Here is a 20,025-nt window from a genome sequence, read left to right on the forward strand (position 1 = left end):
GCCACTCCTCAGCCAGCCGTCACCCCTCGCCCCGTATACTCATCCTTCCCGGGAACTGGCAACACCATGAGCGACAGTTTTGAACTTGTCTCGCCGTATTCGCCGGCGGGCGACCAGCCCGATGCCATCGCGAAGCTGACCAGCAACTTCGAGGCCGGCATCGCCAAGCAGACCCTGCTGGGCGTGACCGGCTCGGGCAAGACCTACACCATCGCCAACGTCATCCAGAACATTCAGAAGCCGACGCTGATCATGGCGCCGAACAAGACGCTGGCGGCGCAGCTGTATGGCGAATTCAAGGCGTTCTTCCCGCACAACGCGGTGGAGTATTTCGTCAGCTATTACGACTACTACCAGCCGGAAGCCTATGTGCCGTCGTCGGACACCTTCATCGAGAAGGACAGTTCGATCAATGAACATATCGAGCAGATGCGGCTGGCCGCGACCAAGACCCTGCTGTCGCGCCCGGACGCGATCGTGGTGGCGACGGTGTCGGCGATCTATGGCCTGGGCGCGCCGGAAGACTACCTGTCGCTGCGCCTGATCCTGTCCAAGGGCGAGCGCATCGACCAGCGCGACCTGATCAACCACCTGACCCAGCTGCAGTACACGCGCAATGAGTACGAACTGCAGCGCGGCACCTTCCGCGTGCGCGGTGAAGTGATCGACGTGTTCCCGGCCGAGTCGGACAGTGAAGCGCTGCGCCTCGAGCTGTTCGATGGCGAGGTCGAGAAGATCACCCTGTTCGATCCGCTGACCGGCGAGACGCTGCGCAACATGCAGCGCTTCACCGTGTATCCGAAGACCCACTATGCGACCACGCGCGAACGCGTGCTGGCGGCGATCGAGACGATCAAGGTGGAGCTGAAGGAGCGGCTGGAGCAGCTGTACGCGCAGAACAAGCTGGTGGAGGCGCAGCGTTTGGCGCAGCGCACCCAGTTCGACCTGGAGATGATGGCCGAGGTCGGTTACTGCAACGGCATCGAGAACTACTCCCGGCACCTGACCGGCAAGGCCGCCGGCGAGCCGCCGCCGACCCTGTTCGACTACCTGCCGGCCGATGCGCTGCTGGTCATCGACGAATCGCATGTGACCATTCCGCAGATCGGCGCCATGTTCAAGGGCGATCGCTCGCGCAAGGAAACCCTGGTCGAGTTCGGCTTCCGCCTGCCGTCCGCGCTGGACAATCGTCCGCTGCGTTTCGAGGAATGGGAGGAGCGTTGCCCGCGCAGCATCTACGTGTCGGCCACGCCGGGTCCGTATGAATACCGCGAGGCCGGAGACGAGATCACCGAACTGGTGGTGCGGCCGACCGGCCTGATCGACCCGGTGGTGGAGATCCGGCCGGTGGGTACCCAGGTCGACGACCTGATGAGCGAGGCCAACGCGCGCATCAAGGCGGGCGACCGCGTGCTGGTCACCACGCTGACCAAGCGCATGGCTGAAAACCTCACTGAATACCTCACCGAGCATGGCATCCGCGTGCGTTACCTGCACTCGGACGTGGACACGGTCGAGCGTGTGGAGATCATCCGCGACCTGCGCCTGGGCAAGTTCGACGTGCTGGTCGGCATCAACCTGCTGCGCGAAGGCCTGGACATGCCCGAGGTATCGCTGGTGGCGATCCTCGATGCCGACAAGGAGGGTTTCCTGCGCTCCACCGGCTCGCTGATCCAGACCATCGGCCGCGCCGCCCGCAACGTGCGCGGCAAGGCGATCCTGTATGCCGACCGGATCACCCGTTCGATGCAGGCGGCGATCGATGAAACCGACCGCCGCCGCGCCAAGCAGGTCGAGTACAACGAAGAACATGGCATCGTGCCGCGTTCGGTGGCGCGCCCGATCGTCGACGTCCTCGAGGGCGCGCGTTCGGATGCCGCGGAGAAGGAAGCCAAGAAGGGCAAGGGCAAGGGCCGGGCGGGCGTGGCCGAAGAGGCGACCGACTATCGTTCGCTGTCGCCGGCGCAGCTGGCTGTCCGTCTCAAGGCGCTGGAACAGCAGATGTACCAGCACGCCAAGGATCTGGAATTCGAGGATGCCGCGCGCGTGCGTGACCAGATCCGCCAGCTGAAGGAAGCCAGCCTGGGCTGAACGCGGCAGTGCAGCATCATCTTCACAAAAGTGTTGCGCTTCCCTGCCGGCATCCGTAATATACGCGGCCTGCACCGACGCAATCGCGGAAATGCAGAAGCAAAACGGGCGGTTAGCTCAGCGGTAGAGCACTACCTTGACATGGTAGGGGTCACAGGTTCGAACCCTGTACCGCCCACCACGAAGTCCTCGCAAAAGGGCTCTCGTGAACTGCAAAGCCCGGCCCTGGCGCCGGGTTTTTACGTAACAAGGCCAGCCTTCGGGCGGCAAGAACAAGATGGGCGGTTAGCTCAGCGGTAGAGCACTACCTTGACATGGTAGGGGTCACAGGTTCGAACCCTGTACCGCCCACCACCTGTTCCCGGCGTTGCCGGTGAAGCGGTGGAAACGATGAAAGCCGGCCCTGGGGCCGGCTTTTTTTCTTTCCAGGGGCAGGACCCCGGCGTTCCCGCGAAGCCACATTCCTGCAGGTTCAGTGGCGTGAAATCAGTGGGTGATGGTGATCGAACGCTGGATCCGCCAGTGGCCATCGACGCGTTCCCACAGCTGCGCTACACCTGCCCGGGCCAGCGCAGCATGCGGGCTGCCGCCATGGTCGCCTGCCAGTTGCTGGCTGCCCAGGCGCAGCACGCGGTCCTGGCGCAGGTGATAGAGCTGCAGGGGCAGCGCTTCATGCGTGTCCTGCGGTCCTTCGGTGCGCAGGATCTGGCTGCGCAGGGCATCCTCGGTGGGCCCGCTGCCGTCGCCGAACAGGCTGGAGAACAGCAGGACCAGGGCAAGCATCGGCATGGCACGGTGCTCCAGCGGGAAAGTGCGTGCAGGCTGGCATGGCCGGCCGGGCACCGCAGCCGGCCTGCGACGAAGACGGGGATTGCGCCGCCAAAGGCGGGCAGGCGGCGATGAATCCGGGACGCGCAGGCGTAGACTCGGCGCTACCGCGCAACCGCGCCGTCACTTCAACGAGCTGCCGCATGAGCGATCACGTCCCGGTGTCCAGGCCCAATCCGTTCCTGGAACGCCTGTTCGGCGGCAACATGCTGGAAGGCACGTTCAAGGCAGTGATCTGGGTGGCGATCCTGTGCGCGCTGCTGGCGTGGACCACGCTGCGCTGAGCGACGCTACCGCGTGGGCTTGGCTGCTGATGCAGTGAATACGGGTGCCGCGGCAAGGGTGCGGCGGCAGTGTCCGTGCATGTGCCGTCAGGCGCTGAAGGCCTGGCGCAGGCTGCGCAGGGTTGCCTGGCGGTGTTCCCTGGCCGTCGGCTCGCCCATCTCCAGTTCCTGCAGGCGCAGTCCAACCAGGGTCATCGACAACGCATAGCCGCGTGCCGCGTCGGCAACGCGTGACAGGCCCACTGCACGGCGTGCCAGTGCATTCACATGTTCGAGGTCGGGCATCAGTCCCAGATAGACGCGCTCGGCGCTGTCCAGGTCGGGCGCGCGCAGGATCGCGTGGGCTTCGGTGGCGGAGGAGACGGAGGCCATGGGGGTCCTTGTCCGTAGGGGGCGCTCGCTCAGAACGAGCGCATCAGGGAAACGAAGGCCGACGTCTGCGTGCCACGTCGTGCCATCGGGCTGTCCTTCACTGCATCACCGAACCACTGGTTGGCCACCACGCCGGTGGCGCGCCATTTGGTGCCCAGTGGCGTGCTGACCGTGATCTGCAGGCTCGGCGACGTGGTGCTGCCGGGGCGGTAGGCGGCAAGGCCCGAGCGCAGGGCTTCTTCATCGCTGATGCCGTAGTAGTAGTCGAGCAGCCGTGCACTGGAGTGCACCACGCCCGCCCGCGGCACCCAGGTGAAGCGACCCGCCTGGATCGGGTAGCTGTAATGCAGGCGCGACTCGAAACCGCCGCCATGGCCGGTCACTTCGCGCATCACGCTGGCCTCGACCATGCCCCAGTCGGCGCTGTACTCGCCGTTGATGCCGGCCATGGCCGACATCTGCCGGCTGTGCAGGCGGCGCAGCTGAGCATCGTTCACGTCGTCGGTCTTGAAGCGCAGCGTGTAGGGCGTGACCGCCGCCGACAGGCGCAGTCCCTGGCCCTTGTAGAGGTACATGCCCAGCGAGCCGGGGCTGGCGAAGAAGCGCTCGCCCTGCCAGGCAATGGCCGGTACCACCAGCGGTTTGACGTCGTAGTGCGCGTACGCACCGGAGGTCGCGCCAGCGCTGATGCCGGCCTGTACGCCCGGGTTCTGCTCGGCAGCGTGGGCGAGCAACGGCACGCCGAGGGCAGCGGTGAACAGCAGCGGGCGCAGCAGGGTCGGGGACAGCGACGGCATCGATCAGCCACGTTGCGGAGGATGGCTGCGCATGGTGAGGGGGCAACATTGTCAGAACATTGCGCCCGCGTGATCGGCACGCATGGGCGCAAAACCCTGGCGCCAGGCACTATGATCGGCAGCGTTTCCGGCAGACGAGTTCCTGATGCGCATCCTCCTGGTCGAAGACGATCCTGATCTGTCCCGCGCCCTGCAATCGGGCCTGGAGCGGCAGGGCGTGGTCGCCGACGTGGTCGGCAGCCTGGCCGAGGCCGCGCTCGCGTTGCGCGAACCGGTGCACCAGCTGCTGCTGCTCGATCGCCAGCTGCCCGATGGCGATGGCGCCGGATTCGTCGCGACGGCGCGTGCGCTGCGGCCGAACCTGGCGGTGATCATGCTGACCGCCAAGGGCACGCTGTCGGACAAGGTCGAAGGCCTGGACGTCGGTGCCGATGACTATCTGGTCAAGCCGGTGGCGATCGAGGAACTGATGGCGCGCATCCGCGCGGTATCGCGCAGGCCTTCGGCGATGGTGACACCGAGCCTGCGGCTGGGGCGGCTCGAGTTCGATTTCGAATCGCTGCAGGCGCAGGTGGAGGGCCAGCCTCTGGCGCTGCCACGTCGGCAGGTACTGGTGCTGCAGGCATTGGCGATGCGGCAGGGGCGCACGGTCACCCGCAGTGCGTTGGAGGCTGCGGTGTACGGTTTCGACGATGAGATCCAGTCCAATGCGCTCGACGCGCACATCTCCAAGCTGCGCAAGGCACTGCAGCAGGCCGGTGCCGGCGTCGAGATCCACGTGATACGGGGCGTCGGCTACCTGCTGGCGGAGGCCTGAGATGGCCCGTCCGATCCGTTCGATCACCCTTGGCCTGGCCTGGCGCCTGTTCCTGGCGCAGGCCTTCACCGTACTGTTCGCGGTGGTCGCGCTGATCCTGACCTGGGGTGACAAGGACTCCTGGGGCATGGACATGTTCGTTGCCGAGGCGGTGGCCAAGGCGGTGCACAGCGAAGACGGCCGCCTGGTGCTGGACCAGGCGCGCTGGGACAAGCTCGATGCCAACGCCGGGGGAAATCTCTGGTTCGCCGCGGTGGACGACAAGGGCATGTGGCTGGAGCGCGGCATCATCCCCGCGATCCACGCGCCGATGCTCGCGCGGCTGCCGACCGTGGGTGCCACCGAGCTGGGTTCGCTGGTACCGCCCTACCTGGACGTGGCGCGGGTGATGATTCGCAACGAGGATGGGCGCCGCATCACCGTGATGGTCGGTGGAGCACCCAAGGGCGGGCTGCTGGACGGTGCGCTGATGGTGCTGCGCCTGATCGGCCTGTGGTTCTTCCTGCCACTGATCGTGGTCACCCTGCTGGTGATGCCGACCGTGATCCACCGTGCCATGCGCGGTGTGCGCCGTTCCGCGCAGCAGGCCAAGGAGCTGGACATCGGCCAGCCCGGTGCGCGGCTGGATGCGCGGCTGGTCTCCACGGAAGTGGCGCCGCTGGTGGAAGCGTTCAACGATGCCATCGACAAGGTGCAGCAGGGCTACGCCGCGCGCGACAAGTTCCTTGCCGACGCAGCGCACGAGCTGCGCGTGCCGATCGCCGTGGTGCAGGCGCGCCTGTCGCAGCTGCCGCAGGGCGAGCTGAAATCGCAGTTGCTGACCGACGTGGCGCGGCTGGGCAATGTTGCCGAGCACCTGCTTGATCTGCAGCGGCTTGACCGCAATGTCGGCGCATTGCAGCGGCTGGACCTGGCCCTGCTGGTGCGTGAGGCAGCCGCGGACCTGGCGCCGTTGGTGGTGGGCGCCGGCTATGGATTCGAAGTGGACGCGCCGGAAGCGCCGGTGTGGATCCACGGTGACAGCCTGGCGCTGGGGCGGGTGATTGCCAATCTGGTACACAACGCGATCGTGCATGGTGGTGGCCGTGGCACCATCTGTGTGCGGTTGGACACGCGCGGGTTGCTGGAAGTCAGCGACCAGGGCGCGGGCATTCCAGTAGGCGACCGCGAGGCGATCTTCGAGCCGTTCCATCGCCTGCGCGCGGCGGGCAGCGGCAGTGGCCTTGGCCTGCACCTGGTGAAGGAGATCGTGCAGCACCATGGCGGCTCGGTCAGTGTCGGTGAGGCCGCGGGCGGCGGCGCAAGCTTCCGGGTCAATTTCCATCGCGGCAGCGCGCGGCGCTGACGCGTTTGCGGGGCAAGTCCCGATAGGCAACCTGCCGCCGGCAGCGGCAGGCTGGCCTCATGGCCATCGAGCGCTCCCCGTCTCCCTTGCTGGGCAGTGGCACCGCTGGGGCGCTCACACTGGGGGCGTTGGGCTGCGTGCAGCTGTCGCAGCTGCCGCCGCTGTGGGTCTGCACGGTGATGATCGTGCTTGGCATGGCCGGGTGGGGCCTGCGATGGCGGGGGCGCCTGCCGGCGGTCATGCTGCTCGGTGCCGGATGGACGTCGATGCACGGGCACTGGGCAATGCAGGACCAGCTGCCACCGGGCCAACCGGCTCGGGATGTAGTGGTCAGTGGCCGGGTCATCGATCTGCCGGATCATCGGGCCGCGCACACCCGCTTCCTGCTGCAGGTCAGCGAGAGCCGCGAACTGCCATCGCTGCGCGGCAAGCGCCTGCAGGTCACCTGGAACGACGGCTGGCAAGGCAGGTCCAGCGCCGCTGCCGAGGGGCGGCGCAGGCAGGTCCTGGCCGGTGCGCAGTGGCAGCTGGCGCTGCGTGTGCGGGCCCCTCGCTCGCGGATCAATCCCGGGGGTTTTGACAGTGAGCGTCATGCGCTGCTGCGTGGCGTAGCCGGCACTGGAACGGTGAGGGCGCCGGCCAGCGCGCGTGAGCTGCAGGCCGGACATGGCCTGCCGGCATGGCGTGAGCGCACCAGCGCCGCCATCGCGCTGCAAGTGGCCCATCCGGCCGCCCGTTTCGTGCAGGCGCTCGCCCTGGGCGACACGCGTGGCCTGTCCGACACCGATTGGGATCAGCTGCGGGCGCTGGGGCTGACCCATCTGGTGGCCATTTCCGGATTTCATGTCGGGGTGGTGGCGGGGCTGGGGGCGTTGCTGTGCCGAGGGCTGTGGTGGCTGTGCCCCCTGCTGGCCCGGCATTGGCCACGTCCACAGGCGGCGGCCTGCGCCGCGGCGCTGTCCGCAGCGGGCTATGCGGTGCTGGCCGGTGGTGAGTTGCCGACCGTGCGCACGGCACTGATGATCGGGCTGGTGGCCCTGGCGCGCAGCGGGCGGCGCCCGCTCGGTCTCGTGCAGGGGCTTGCGCTGGCGGCGCTGGCGCTGCTGCTGCCGGCGCCCCTGTCGGTGCTGTCAGCGGGCTTCTGGCTCAGCTTCGGCGGCGTACTGTGGCTGGTGTGGTGCTTGCCGCAGGGACGTCCGCGCGGGGTGGCCGCCAACCTGCGCGGGTTCCTGGCCGCACAAGGGGTGGCCAGCGTCGGCCTGTTGCCGCTGGGCATCGCCTTGTTCGGTGGCACCGCCTGGCTGGGGCCGCTGGTGAACCTGCCGGTCATCCCGTGGTGGACATTGCTGGTGGTGCCCCTGTCGCTGCTGGGCACCGCCCTGCAGGCGCTGCACGACGGCGCTGGGCGCTGGGCGTGGCGCGCGGCGGCGTGGCTGTTCGAGATCAGCTGGCAGGCCCTGCAGCCACTGGCGGCGCACCCGCAGGCGATGTGGTGGCTGGCCGAGGCGCCGGCCTGGGCGGTGCCGGCGGCGCTGCTGGGGGTGTTCTGGTGGCTGCTGCCACGGGGGGCCGGGGGCTGGCTGGCTGGCCTGCTGCTGTGCCTGCCGCTGCTGTGGCCGGCGCGTGAGCGCCCGGCCGAGGGGGAGCTGGAGCTGCTGGTGCATGACGTCGGCCAGGGCACGGCGGTGTTGCTGCGTACTGCGCGGCATGCCCTCTGGTACGACGTGGGGCCGCCGAACGGGGGCGAGGGCAGCGAGCGGGTCCTGGTTCCGTCACTGCGGGCCCTGGGCCAGGCGCCGCCCGAGCGGGTGCTGCTCAGCCACGACGATCTCGATCATGCCGGCAACCTGCCGAGCCTGCGTCTTCAGCTGCCGGGGCTGCCATTGCTGGCGCCGCCGGGAAGTACGATCGCCGGGGCCGGCCGTTGCCAGCGCGGCCTGCGCTGGCACTGGGATGGCGTCGATTTCCAGGTGCTGCACCCGGATGCCGGCAGCCAGCGGGCCGAAAACGAAGACAGCTGCGTGCTGCGCGTGGCCGGTGCCCATGGCGTGGTCCTGTTGCCGGGGGACATCGGCCGTCCGGCCGAACAGGCGCTGTTGCGGGCGTCTGCGGCGGCGCTGAAGGCGGATGTGGTGCTGGTGCCGCACCATGGCAGCGGCGGCAGTTCCAGCGCGCCCTGGGTGGCGGCGGTGTCAGCCCGGCTGGCACTGGTCTCCGCCGGCCACCAGAACCGTTTCGGCCACCCGCGCCAGGACGTGGTCCGGCGCTGGCAGGGACAGGGCGCCGAGGTGGTGTCCACTGCGGAGTCCGGGGCGATCCGCGTATGGCTTGGCGCACAAGGGCTGCAGCTGCGTGAACAGCGCATCCATGCATCCCGGTGGTGGGATGCCGCTGGGCGGGCGCGGTCGGCTGCTATCCTATCGCCGATCGAACAAGCGGCCGTTGGGCCGGAGGGTTGAAACGTGTGGGAACTGGTCAAGGCCGGTGGCTGGCCGATGGTGCCGCTGCTGCTGTTGGGCGTACTGGCTTTGGCGATCATCCTGGAGCGTTTCTGGTCCCTGCGGCGAACGGAGGTGCTGCCGCCCGGTCTCGGCCAGGAAGTGCGCAACTGGGCCGCGCGCGGCAAGCTTGACCCGGCGCACCTGCAGACCCTGCGTGCCAACTCGCCGTTGGGCGCGCTGCTGGCGGCCGCGCTGGAAGCCCGCAACCGCCCGCGCGACCAGATCCGCGAGCGCATCGAGGATACCGGCCGCCACCTGGTGCACCGCATGGAGCGGTTCCTCAACGCGCTGGGCACCATCGCTTCGGCCGGCCCGCTGCTGGGCCTGCTCGGCACCGTGATCGGCATGATCCAGATGTTCCTGGGCATCCTCGACCATGGCGTGGGTGATGTGAACCAGCTGGCCGGTGGCATCGGCAAGGCCCTGGTGTGCACCGCCACCGGCATGATCGTGGCCATCCCGGCACTGATGTTCCATCGCTACTTCAAGGGCCGCATCCACGGCTACGTGGTGGAGATGGAACAGGAAGCCAGCGCCCTGCTGGATACGCTCGACGGCCGCCCGGGGGTGATGAACCCGTCCCCATCGGCGCGCCCGGCCAACGCCGCTGCGGCGAAGGCCTGATCGATGCGTATCGGCAATGACCGAGCCCAGGATGAGCCGCATATCGATCTGGTCCCGCTGATCGACGTCATCCTGGTGCTGATCATCTTCTTCGTGGTCACCACCACCTTCGATGCGCGCTCGACGTTGCAGGTGCAGCTGCCCACCGCCAGCCAGCAGCCCAACAACGAGCCGCCGCGTTCGCTCAGCGTGCTGATCAACGCCGAAGGCCGTTATTTCATCAATGACCAGGAAGTGCTGCGCAGCGATGTCGAGTCCGTCAAGCAGACCATCGCCGCCGTCGCCGGCAGTGATCGCAGCCAGCCCGTGCTGCTGCGCGCCGACGCGCGTACTCCCTACCAGGCCGTGGTGACTGCGCAGGACGCGCTCGGTCAGCTCGGTTTCCGTCGTATCGCCATTGCAACTGCGCCAGAGGTGCGTCCATGAGTTCCCATCACGCGCCGGTGTGGCCGATCTACAAACGTCTGCTGGGCTACACCCGCACCTACTGGGTGTTCATGGTGGGCGCGGTCATCGCCATGGTGGTCGAAGCCCTCGCCGGCTATCACTTCACCAAGCTGATGGAGCCGCTGGTCAACGAAGGTTTCGTCGATCCGCAGCCGCGCGCGGCCGTGGTGCTGCCGCTGACCATCCTCGGCCTGTTCCTGATGCGCAGCCTGGCCACCTGGGTCAGCGACTACACGCTGGCCAAGACCGGCCGCAGTGTGGTCCGCGACCTGCGTGAGCAGGTGCTGCAGAAGTACCTGCACCTGCCGTCGTCGCACTTCGATACCGAAGCGACGCCGGTAATGGTCAGCCGCCTCAACTTCGATACGGAACAGGTCACCCAGGCCAGTGCCGACGCGCTGAAGACCGTGGTCGCCGATACCCTCACCATCATCGCGATGCTGGCGGTGATGCTGCAGATGAGCGTCAAGGTGACCCTGGCGATGCTGCTGGTGGTGCCGCTGATCGGCGGCATCGTGTCCTACGTGGGCAAGCGCTACCGTCGCATCAGCCGCGGCATCCAGGACGGCATGGGCACGATGGCGCAGACTGCCGAGCAGTCGCTGGCCGCGCAGCAGGAAGTGAAGGTGCACGGCACCCAGCAGCATGAGATCTCGCGCTACTCGCGCCTGGCCAACCGCATGCTGGCGCTGAACATGAAGGTCGAGGTCACCCGCGCCGCCGCGTCCAGCGTGGTGCAGTTCCTGGCCGCACTGGCGCTGGCGGTGATTGTCTGGGTGTCGACCCGCGAAGCCCTGGCCGGCCGCCTCAATGCCGGCCAGTTCATGGGCCTGATGACCTCGATGATGGCCATCATTCCCTCGCTGCGCCGACTGACCAGCGTACAGACCTCGATTTCGCGCGGCGTCTCCGCCGCCGAGCGCCTGTTCGGCATCCTCGACATGCCGGTGGAGCGTGATGAGGGCCAGCACCGAGTGCAGCGCGTGCGCGGCGAACTGGCGTTCGACCACGTCATGCTGCGCTACCGCGAAGACAGCGGCATTGCCCTGGACGACATCAGTTTCGTTGCCAGGCCGGGCACGGTGACGGCCATCGTCGGCCGTTCCGGCAGCGGCAAGACCAGCCTGATCCGGCTGGTTCCGCGCTTCTACGAGCCCAGTGGCGGCGTCATCACCCTCGATGGCGTGGCCCTGGATGACTATCCGCTGGCCGACCTGCGCCGGCAGGTGGCGATCGTCGGGCAGAAGGTGATGCTGTTCGATGACACCATCGCGGCCAACATCGCCTACGGCATGGAGGCGACCGATGAGCAGATCCGTGCGGCGGCCGAAGCGGCCAATGCCTGGGAGTTCATCGCACGCATGCCGCAGCAGCTGCAGACCCCGGTCGGCGAGAATGGCGCGCTGCTGTCCGGTGGCCAGCGCCAGCGCCTGGCGATTGCCCGCGCGATCCTGCGCGACGCGCCGATCCTGATCCTCGACGAAGCCACTGCGGCGCTGGACAACGAATCCGAGCGCCTGGTGCAGGATGCGCTGCAGCGCCTGATGCCGGAACGCACCACGCTGGTCATCGCGCACCGCCTGTCGACCATCGAGCATGCCGACCAGGTGCTGGTGATGGACCATGGCCGCATCGTTGAACGTGGCACCCACAAGGAGCTGCTCGAACTGGGCGGCCTTTACCAGCATCTGCACAGCATGCAGTTCCGCGAAAGGCAGGACTGATGGCCGGCAAGGGTACCCAGACCCCGGCGTACTGGTACGACGGCAGCCCCGTTCCGTGGACGATGCGCCTGCTGGCGCCGCTGTACGCAGGTGTCACCGCGCTGCGCCGGCGCGCCTATCGGCGTGGCTGGCGCAAGCGCCACTCGCTGCCGGTGCCGGTCATCGTGGTCGGCAACATCACCGCCGGTGGTACCGGCAAGACGCCGCTGACCATTGCCCTGGTCGAGCGCCTGCGCGCGGCCGGCTGGAAGCCGGGCGTGGCCAGCCGTGGTTATGGTCGCGAAGACGCCGACAAGCCGCTGTGGGTGCAGGCCGATACGCCAACTGCCAAGGGCGGTGACGAGCCGGTGCTGATCGCCTGGAAGACCGGTGTGCCGGTGCGCGTGGACCGCGACCGTGTCGCCGCCGGCAAGGCGCTGATCGAGGCCGGCTGCGATGTGATCGTCTGCGACGATGGCCTGCAGCACTACCGCCTGGCGCGCGACATCGAGATCGAAGTGGTCGATGCGCAGCGTCGCTACGGCAATGGCCGGATGATTCCGGCCGGGCCGTTGCGCGAGCCCGTCAGCCGCGCCAGCGAATGCGATTTCCGGGTGGTCAACCTCGGCCAGGCCGATGAGGAAACCGCAGCGCAGGCCTGTGGCTTCGGCCAGTGGCCGATGGCGCTGCACATCGACAGTGCACAGCCGCTGGCCGGTGGTCGCGCTCGCCCGCTGGCGTACTTCAAGGGCCAGCGCGTGCATGCGGTGGCCGGCATTGCCCATCCCCAGCGCTTCTTCGACATGTTGCGCGCGCGCGGGATCGGCGTGGTGCCGCATGCGTTCGCCGACCACCAGGCCTACCAGCCGCAGGACCTGTCCTTCGGCAGCCAGCTGCCGGTATTGATGACCGAGAAGGACGCGGTGAAATGCCGTGCGTTCGGCAACGACTGGCACTACGCGGTTCCGTTGCGCGCCGAGCTGCCCGCGGCGTTCTGGGTGGCGCTGACCGATCGCCTGGACAAGCTGCGGCCGAACTGAGTGGTGCGGCGGCGCTTGCATTCACGCGCTGCTGCCCGCATTCCCGTTGTAACGAGCCTGCCGAGTACCGCCTGCATGACTGAATTCGTCGTCGCCATTCCGGCCCGCTATGCCGCCTCGCGGCTGCCGGGCAAGCCGTTGCGCCCGCTGGGCGGCGAGCCGCTGGTGCTGCATGTGGCGCGCCGCGCGCTGCAGGCCGGTGCCCGTGAAGTCTGGGTAGCGACCGACGATCAGCGCATTGCCGATGCGCTGTCCGGGCTGGCCGAAGTGAAGGTGGCGATGACCGCGACCGCGCACGCCTCCGGCACTGATCGCCTGGCCGAATGCGCACGCATTGCCGGCTGGGCCGATGACACGGTGGTGGTCAACCTGCAGGGCGACGAACCGTTCGCACCGGCGGCCGGTATCCGTGCGGTGGCCGATGCGCTGGTCGCAGGCACTGCGACGATGTCGACTCTCGCCACGACCGTCGAGGACGCGCACACCCTGTTCGACCCGAACGTGGTGAAGCTGGTGCGCAACGTGCGCAACGAGGCGATGTACTTCAGCCGCGCGCCGATCGCCTGGCACCGCGACGGCTTCGCACGCAGCCGCGACACGCTGCCGGACGGCCACCACTGGTTGCGCCACATCGGCATCTACGGCTATCGCGCCGGCTTCCTGCAGCAGTTCGCGGCGATGCCGCCGGGCCAGCTGGAGCAGGTCGAATCGCTGGAGCAGCTGCGCGTGCTGGAAGCGGGCTATCCGATCAGCGTGGCGATCTCGCCCGAGCCGTTCCCGCCGGGCATCGACACGCCCGAGGACCTGGAGCGCGCCGAGGGGCTGCTGCAGGCGATGGCGCCGCGATGAGGCTGCTGGTCGTCTGCCTCGGCAACATCTGCCGTTCGCCGATGGCCGAAGGCGCGCTGCGCGCACGCCTGGATGCCTCGCCGCTGGCCGGGCGGGTGCAGGTTGATTCGGCTGGCACCGGCGACTGGCACGTGGGCGAGCCGCCGGACCGCCGCGCGATCGCCTGCGCGGCCGGGCACGGCGTGGACATCGGCGGCCTGCGCGCACGCCAGCTGCAGGCCGTGGATTTCGACCGTTTCGACTGGATCCTGTGTGCCGACGAGGCCAACCTGCGTGATGCAGGGCGCCTGGCGTCGGCGGCCCAGCGTGAACGGCTGGCGTTGTACCTGCCCTGGTCGGGCGTTCAGGGGCGGGTAGCCATCCCCGACCCCTACACCGGCGGCAGCGATCATTTCGAACAGGTCTGGTCGCTGGTCGACGATGCTGCAAAACGTGCGGTGGCACGACTGTTGCATGACGCCGACTCCGGCATAATCGGGTCATGAACGTCCAGCCCGTCCCGGACCTGCCCGAGTTCGCCACCTGGCTCAATGCCACCCCTTGCACCCTGACCGAGCTGCGCGGCCGGCCGGTCGCGCTGCTGTTCGTCAATGCGGCCTCCGCCTGGAGTGCGCAACGCCTGGCCGAGTTCGGCCAATGGCTGTCGCGCCACCCCGGCAAGCTGCAGCCGCTGGTGCTGCAGGTGCCGCGCTTCGATTTCGAGCGCGACGCCAGTGCCGCACTGAAGCTGCTGCGCCGCCAGGGTCTGGCCATGCCCGTACTGCTCGATGCCGATTGGGATGGCTGGCGCCGCTTCGGCGTTACCGCCTGGCCGACCGTGGTGCTGCTGGACGCGCAGGGTCGCGAGCAGCAGCGGCTGGTCGGGCAGGGAGCACCCGGTGAACTGGAGCGCGCCCTGAACACGCTGTGCCAGGGCGCGCCTTCGGCGCCGCCGCGCGGCGGCAGCGAACTGCATCCGGAACCACGCCAGGCGCTGCGGTTCCCGCTGGGCCTGGCGGTCAGCACCGAACGCCTGTACATCGCCGACAGTGGCCACCACCGCATTCTCGAATGCAGCCATGGCGGCCGCATCCTGCGCCAGTTCGGCCTCGGTACCGCCGATTTCATGGACGGCAACCTGGCCGAAGCGGCGTTCCACCGCCCGCAGGCGCTGGTGCTGGAGCGCGATTTGCTGTACGTCGCCGACACCGGCAACCATGCGGTGCGCCGCATCAACCTGCTGACCGGCATCGTCGACACGCTGTGTGGCAACGGACGTCCCGGTGCGCCGATGGAAGGTCCGGTGGCGCAGGCGCGGCAGGTCTCGCTGGACCATCCTGTCGGCCTGGCCATCGCCGACAACCAGCTGCACATCGCGATGGCCGGCGACAACCGCATCTGGAGCTACCACCTGGGCCAGCGCAGCCTGCAATGGCGCGCCGGCAGTGGTTCCATCGACGAGCGTGACGGCAGCGGCCACCTGGCTGCCTTTGCCCAACCGACTGCGCTGGCCGTTGTGCAGCAGGTGTTGTACGTCGCCGACGCCTTGGGATCCTCGATCCGTGCACTGCAACTGCGCGGCGACCTGGTGCAGACGCTGGTCGGGCAGGGGCCCTGGCGCTTCGGCAGCGAAGACGGCCCGCGTGCGCAGGCCAGCCTGCAGTATCCGCAGGCGATCGCATTGAGCGCGGACGCTCCGCTGCTGTGGATTGCCGATACCGGCAACGGTCGCCTGCGCACGCTGCGCCTGGGCGGCGGTGAACTGACCACCCAGCCGCTGCCGCGCCGCCTGCATGGCCCGGCCGGATTGGCGGTGGGCGCCGGTGCGGTGTGGATCGCCGAGACTGACGCCCATGCCGTGCTGCGATTCGACCCCGACAGCGGCGTGCTCAGCGAAGTCCCGATCAGCGAATGACCGACGTTCCCGCCCCGGCCTTCGACGGCAAGGCCTTCGCGGCCCAGCTCAGCACCGCCCCTGGCGTGTACCGCATGTACGCCGCCGACGACACCCTGCTGTACGTGGGCAAGGCGCGCGCGCTGCGCAACCGTGTCGGCAGCTATTTCAACGGCAGCCCGAAGAACGCGAGGATCATGTCGATGATCTCGCAGATCACGCGCATGGACGTGACCGTGACGCGCTCGGAAGCCGAGGCGTTGCTGCTGGAAAACCAGTTGATCAAGTCGCTGTCGCCGCGCTACAACGTCTCACTGCGCGATGACAAGACCTATCCGCATGTGCTGCTGACCCGCGAGGACTGGCCACGCATCGCGCTGCATCGTGGTCCGCGTGCCATTCCTGGGCACTACTTCGGGCCGTATCCCGGCGTCACCGCCGTGCGCGAGACGCTGAACCTGATGCACAAGCTGTTCAAGCTGCGCAGCTGCGAGGACAGCGTGTTCCGCAACCGTTCGCGACCGTGCCTGCAATACCAGATCGGGCGTTGCAGCGCGCCGTGCGTGGAGCTGGTCCCGGCGCCGGAGTACGCCGAGTCGGTGCGCCGCGCCGCCCTGTTCCTGGAAGGCAAGAGTGACGAGCTGACCCGCGAACTGGGCGAGCAGATGCAGGCCGCCAGCGAGGCGCTGGAGTTCGAGCAGGCCGCGCGCCTGCGCGACCTGATCTCCTCGCTGCGCAGCATGCAGACCCGCCAGTACGTGGATGGCCGCGCCGCGGACCTCGATGTGCTGGCCGTGGCCATGCAGGGCTCGCAGGCCTGCGTGCTGCTGCTGGCCTTCCGTGATGGTCGCAACCTCGGCACCCGCCCGTTCTTCCCGCGCACCAATGGCGAGGAAAGCCCGGAAGAGGTGCTTGCCGCCTTCGTCTCGCAGTACTACATCGAATTCGAGCCGCCGCGCGAGATCCTGCTGGACCGCGAGATTCCCGACGCCGACCTCCTTGTCGCCGCGCTGTCGGCCTCGGCCGAGCGCAAGGTGCAGCTGAAGTGGAACGTGCGCGGCGAGCGCGCCGGCTATGTGGAACTGGCCAGCCGCAACGCGCAGCTGACCCTGGCCACCGAACTCAACAGCCGCAATGCGCAGCACGCGCGCAGCGATGCGCTGCGCGAGATGCTGGGCCTGGCCGAGCCGGTCAAGCGTGTCGAGTGCTTTGATATCAGCCACACCCTGGGCGAGGCCACCGTAGCCTCGTGCGTGGTGTTCGACGCCGCCGGCCCGGTGCGCGCGCAGTACCGCCGCTTCAACATCAGCGGCATCGAGCCGGGCGACGACTACGCCGCCATGCGCCAGGCCATCGACCGCCGTTTCCGCCGCGCAGTGGAAGAGCAGGGCGTGCTGCCGGACGTGCTGCTGATCGACGGTGGCGCCGGCCAGCTGTCGCAGGCCCAGGCCGCACTGGCCGATCTGGGCGTGGAAGGCGTGCTGCTGGTGGGCGTGGCCAAGGGCGTGGAGCGCCGTGCCGGCCACGAAGCGCTGGTGATGCCCGATGGCCGCGAGCTGCGCCCGGGCGCGGCCAGCCCGGCGCTGCAGTTCATCCAGCAGGTGCGCGACGAGGCGCATCGCTTCGCCATCACCGGCCACAGGGGGCGCCGCCAGAAGGCGCGGATGACCAGCAAGCTGGAGGATATCCCCGGCATCGGGCCGCGCCGCCGCGCCAGCCTGCTCAAGCATTTCGGCGGCCTGGTGGGCCTGAAAGCCGCTGGCGAAGCCGAGATCGCCAAGGTGGAAGGCATCAATGACGCCCTCGCGGCACGTATCTACGCTAACCTGCACGGGTTGGCCACGCCTGATGCGGCCGAGTAGAGAGAGAAGCACGCAAGCATGAAGTTGACCCTGCCCACCTGGCTGACGTTGTTGCGGATCGTGATGATCCCGGTGCTGGTGCTGGTGTTCTACCTGCCCTACACCTGGACCAACTTCGCTTCGGCGGCGATCTTCGGCCTGGCCGCGATCACCGACTGGCTCGATGGCTGGATCGCACGCCGTTACCAGCTGGAGTCGGCCTTTGGCGCCTTCCTCGACCCGGTCGCGGACAAGCTGATGGTGGCGGTGGCGCTGTTCCTGATCGTGCAGGGTCATCCGACGCCGTGGATGGCGTTCTGGGCGGCGGTCATCGTCGGCCGCGAGATCGCGGTGTCGGCGCTGCGCGAATGGATGGCCGAGCTGGGCCAGCGCGCGAAGGTGCGCGTGGCGATGATCGGCAAGGTCAAGACCACCGCGCAGATGGTCGCGCTGTTGTGCCTGCTGTATTCGGTGGCCCCGAACGTGCCGGTGGAAGACATCTGGATGGGCTGGCCGGTGTTCCATATCGGCGACTGGACCCTGGCCATTGCCGCCGTGCTGACCCTGTGGTCGGGCCTGCAGTACCTGCACGCCGCCTGGCCGAGCCTGCGCGACGATGAGCGCGCTGCGCGCGAGCGTGCGCGGCAGAAGAAGCTGGGCAACTGAGCCCGGGGTCTGAGCCCCGGGGTCGGATCCCTTTCCGAAGGAAAGGGCTCTGACCCCATCGATGCGCCTATCCCCGCATGGCGTGGACCTACTGGAAATGCTGCGTCCACGGATGGTGCGGATCCATCAGTTTGCGGGGATGCCGTGGTAGATCCACGCCATGCATGGATACGCGGTGCAAGGCGCCTCGCAGGCCCCGGAAAAACCGCTTGACGCCATCCTTGGAACAGGTAGAATTTCGCCTCCCAAGCGGGAATAGCTCAGTTGGTAGAGCGCAACCTTGCCAAGGTTGAGGTCGCGAGTTCGAGTCTCGTTTCCCGCTCCAGATTCAAGAAGAACGCTCCCGGAAGGGAGCGTTTTTTCGTTTGTGTGCAGGGCACTTCATCCCTGCTTCACCGCCACCCCATCGCCTCACCACGCGTGCTCGCGAAGCTGTATCTCCGTTCCAGCCCGGCGATGCCGCGATGCCTCATCAATCCTCTGCTTACGACCACGATGTGGTCATCGTCGGCGCCAGTTTCGCCGGTGCCGCCTGCGCCTTGGCCGCCGCGCAGTACGGTCTGCGCGTCTGCGTGCTGGAACGCAAGGTCGACCCCGGCGAGCGCCTGCACACCACCGGTATCGTGGTGAAAGAAGCGATGGAGGAGACCTGGCTGGGGCGCATGCCCGAACATCTGGTGGACCGGGTCGCAAACGTGCGCCTGTATGCGCCGAACCTTCGCAGCGTGTTGCTGGCCGCACCGGGCTATTACTTCCTCACCACCGATACGCCGAACCTGATGCGCTGGCTGGCCAGCGAGCTGCATGCGAACGGCGTCGACCTGCGCCTGCAGCAGTCCTTCACCGACGCCCATCGCAGTGGTGACAGCTGGCAGGTGGATGGGGCAGGGCGATGCGCCTATCTGGTTGGCGCTGACGGCGCACGCTCACGCGTGGCACAACGCACCGGGCTTGGCCAGGTGCGTGACAACCTCTACGGCGTCGAGCGTGAGTTCGCCGGCCTGCAGGTGTCGCAGGGCGATGCACTGCATTGCTTCGTCAGCAAGCGCCACGCACCGGGCTACATCGGCTGGGTCGCGCAGAATCCGACCGGGCTGCAGGTCGGGTTGGCAGTGCGCCATGATCCGGACCGGGTGCGGCCGCCAGATATCGATGGTTTCCTTGAGCATGTGCGCGATGTGGTCGGCATTCCGCCTTCGGCGCGTCCCTCGGCCACCCGCGCCGGCTTGGTCCCGTGCGGCCGGCCGGATGGGCCCTTCACCGGCCAACGCGTGATCCTGACCGGCGACGCGGCAGGCATCGTCTCGCCGCTGTCCGCCGGCGGCATCCACTCCTCGTGGCGGCACGGCTGGGCGGTCGGCGAGGCGATTTCCCGCCATCTGCGTGGGCAAGGGCCGGAAGCGGAACGGGTGGCGCGGCAGGTGGCGCCGGCATTCCATGGCAAGCGCCTGCTGCGCTGGGCGATGGACCATCTGCAGGCCGACTGGCCGCTCAACGCACTGCTGCACACGGGGGCCACGCGGCGCATCGCCGAGCAGGTCTACTTCCACCGCCGTGGCCTGCGAACCTGAGGTGTCGGTCCTGAGGGCCTGAACGCCTCCCGCAATGCCGGTGAAAATTCCTGTTGACGCCGTGCAGCAATATCGACACAATAGCGCTCCTTCGACGCAGGTCGAACGGAATCTGCGGGAATAGCTCAGTTGGTAGAGCGCAACCTTGCCAAGGTTGAGGTCGCGAGTTCGAGTCTCGTTTCCCGCTCCAGATTCAAGAAAAACGCTCCCGCAAGGGGGCGTTTTTCGTTTGTCATGACGTTGGCCAGGCGGGTCGCTACAGGCGGGCCACGACATTTTCATGGTGGGCGTGGTAAGTCTGCAGCTGGGGGCGATTCCGACATTGGTGTCGCAATCGGCATGACGGGGGGCGCAGCGATCGTGGGGACGATCGGAA

18 protein-coding genes and 4 tRNA genes are annotated in these 20,025 nt (G+C 68.0%); 19 read left to right on the top strand and 3 right to left on the bottom strand.

Annotated elements, in window-relative coordinates; translation table 11 throughout:
• The first annotated feature begins 66 nt into the window (after positions 1–66).
• From uvrB to AC5P8R_RS08395, 3 genes are all read left to right on the top strand, one after another.
• Entirely contained in the window at positions 67–2,091 is a 2,025-nt protein-coding gene (uvrB, locus tag AC5P8R_RS08385) for an excinuclease ABC subunit UvrB (protein WP_014646599.1), read from the top strand.
• Between the two features lie 106 nt (positions 2,092–2,197).
• Positions 2,198–2,272: transfer RNA gene (locus AC5P8R_RS08390), tRNA-Val, on the top strand.
• 98 nt (positions 2,273–2,370) lie between these two features.
• Positions 2,371–2,445 (top strand) — tRNA-Val (locus AC5P8R_RS08395).
• 132 nt (positions 2,446–2,577) lie between these two features.
• Here the strand turns inward: AC5P8R_RS08395 and AC5P8R_RS08400 are convergent.
• Positions 2,578–2,880 (bottom strand): hypothetical protein, encoded by a 303-nt coding sequence (locus AC5P8R_RS08400; RefSeq protein WP_046429817.1) that lies wholly within the window; start codon positions 2,878–2,880, stop codon positions 2,578–2,580.
• A 182-nt stretch (positions 2,881–3,062) separates the two neighbouring features.
• Between AC5P8R_RS08400 and AC5P8R_RS08405 the strand changes: the two genes are divergently transcribed.
• Positions 3,063–3,203: a hypothetical protein gene (locus tag AC5P8R_RS08405; protein WP_162838510.1), complete on the top strand. Its 141-nt coding sequence runs from the start codon at positions 3,063–3,065 to the stop codon at positions 3,201–3,203.
• 87 nt (positions 3,204–3,290) lie between these two features.
• On the opposite strand, the gene AC5P8R_RS08410 is transcribed toward AC5P8R_RS08405, so the two are convergent.
• Both AC5P8R_RS08410 and AC5P8R_RS08415 read right to left on the bottom strand, forming a co-directional pair.
• Complete coding sequence (locus AC5P8R_RS08410; RefSeq protein WP_014646601.1) at positions 3,291–3,575, bottom strand: hypothetical protein; 285 nt, start codon at positions 3,573–3,575, stop codon at positions 3,291–3,293.
• A 29-nt stretch (positions 3,576–3,604) separates the two neighbouring features.
• Positions 3,605–4,372 (bottom strand): MipA/OmpV family protein, encoded by a 768-nt coding sequence (locus AC5P8R_RS08415; protein ID WP_197621242.1) that lies wholly within the window; start codon positions 4,370–4,372, stop codon positions 3,605–3,607.
• Positions 4,373–4,517: 145 nt separating this feature from the next.
• On the opposite strand from AC5P8R_RS08415, the gene AC5P8R_RS08420 reads away from it, so the two are divergent.
• From AC5P8R_RS08420 to AC5P8R_RS08490, 15 genes are all read left to right on the top strand, one after another.
• Entirely contained in the window at positions 4,518–5,189 is a 672-nt protein-coding gene (locus AC5P8R_RS08420; RefSeq protein WP_005415973.1) for a response regulator transcription factor, read from the top strand.
• 1 nt (position 5,190) lies between these two features.
• Positions 5,191–6,534, top strand: a complete 1,344-nt coding sequence (locus AC5P8R_RS08425) for a sensor histidine kinase (protein ID WP_142234488.1) — start codon at positions 5,191–5,193, stop codon at positions 6,532–6,534.
• Between the two features lie 59 nt (positions 6,535–6,593).
• The gene (locus AC5P8R_RS08430) at positions 6,594–8,993 is read left to right on the top strand and encodes a DNA internalization-related competence protein ComEC/Rec2 (RefSeq protein ID WP_111205957.1); all 2,400 of its coding nucleotides are present in this window, start codon (positions 6,594–6,596) and stop codon (positions 8,991–8,993) included.
• Between the two features lie 3 nt (positions 8,994–8,996).
• On the top strand, positions 8,997–9,659 hold the full coding sequence (locus AC5P8R_RS08435) for a MotA/TolQ/ExbB proton channel family protein (protein WP_014646605.1): 663 nt from the start codon (positions 8,997–8,999) through the stop codon (positions 9,657–9,659).
• 3 nt (positions 9,660–9,662) lie between these two features.
• Positions 9,663–10,085: an ExbD/TolR family protein gene (locus tag AC5P8R_RS08440; RefSeq protein WP_134808688.1), complete on the top strand. Its 423-nt coding sequence runs from the start codon at positions 9,663–9,665 to the stop codon at positions 10,083–10,085.
• Positions 10,082–11,830 (top strand): lipid A export permease/ATP-binding protein MsbA, encoded by a 1,749-nt coding sequence (gene msbA / locus AC5P8R_RS08445; RefSeq protein WP_014646606.1) that lies wholly within the window; start codon positions 10,082–10,084, stop codon positions 11,828–11,830. The genes AC5P8R_RS08440 and msbA overlap by 4 nt, the downstream gene beginning before the upstream one ends.
• Complete coding sequence (lpxK, locus tag AC5P8R_RS08450) at positions 11,830–12,849, top strand: tetraacyldisaccharide 4'-kinase (RefSeq protein ID WP_032960871.1); 1,020 nt, start codon at positions 11,830–11,832, stop codon at positions 12,847–12,849. Before msbA ends, lpxK begins: the two co-directional genes overlap by 1 nt.
• A 75-nt stretch (positions 12,850–12,924) precedes the next feature.
• Complete coding sequence (gene kdsB, locus AC5P8R_RS08455) at positions 12,925–13,698, top strand: 3-deoxy-manno-octulosonate cytidylyltransferase (protein WP_111205958.1); 774 nt, start codon at positions 12,925–12,927, stop codon at positions 13,696–13,698.
• Positions 13,695–14,183, top strand: coding sequence for a low molecular weight protein-tyrosine-phosphatase (locus tag AC5P8R_RS08460; protein WP_014646609.1), 489 nt, complete (start codon positions 13,695–13,697; stop codon positions 14,181–14,183). The genes kdsB and AC5P8R_RS08460 overlap by 4 nt, the downstream gene beginning before the upstream one ends.
• The gene (locus tag AC5P8R_RS08465; protein ID WP_197621239.1) at positions 14,180–15,592 is read left to right on the top strand and encodes a hypothetical protein; all 1,413 of its coding nucleotides are present in this window, start codon (positions 14,180–14,182) and stop codon (positions 15,590–15,592) included. Before AC5P8R_RS08460 ends, AC5P8R_RS08465 begins: the two co-directional genes overlap by 4 nt.
• Positions 15,589–17,433 carry an excinuclease ABC subunit UvrC gene (gene uvrC, locus AC5P8R_RS08470; protein ID WP_495223252.1) on the top strand — a complete coding sequence of 615 codons (1,845 nt, stop codon included), beginning with the start codon at positions 15,589–15,591 and terminating at the stop codon, positions 17,431–17,433. The genes AC5P8R_RS08465 and uvrC overlap by 4 nt, the downstream gene beginning before the upstream one ends.
• Positions 17,434–17,451: 18 nt before the next feature.
• Complete coding sequence (pgsA, locus tag AC5P8R_RS08475) at positions 17,452–18,078, top strand: CDP-diacylglycerol--glycerol-3-phosphate 3-phosphatidyltransferase (RefSeq protein WP_012510614.1); 627 nt, start codon at positions 17,452–17,454, stop codon at positions 18,076–18,078.
• Positions 18,079–18,327: 249 nt separating this feature from the next.
• Positions 18,328–18,403, top strand: a tRNA-Gly gene (locus AC5P8R_RS08480).
• 139 nt (positions 18,404–18,542) lie between these two features.
• Positions 18,543–19,649, top strand: coding sequence for an NAD(P)/FAD-dependent oxidoreductase (locus tag AC5P8R_RS08485; RefSeq protein ID WP_197621237.1), 1,107 nt, complete (start codon positions 18,543–18,545; stop codon positions 19,647–19,649).
• Between the two features lie 114 nt (positions 19,650–19,763).
• A tRNA-Gly gene (locus AC5P8R_RS08490) sits at positions 19,764–19,839 on the top strand.
• The last annotated feature ends 186 nt before the right edge of the window (positions 19,840–20,025 follow it).

The organism is Stenotrophomonas sp. YJH_SMC_73, from assembly GCF_059370155.1.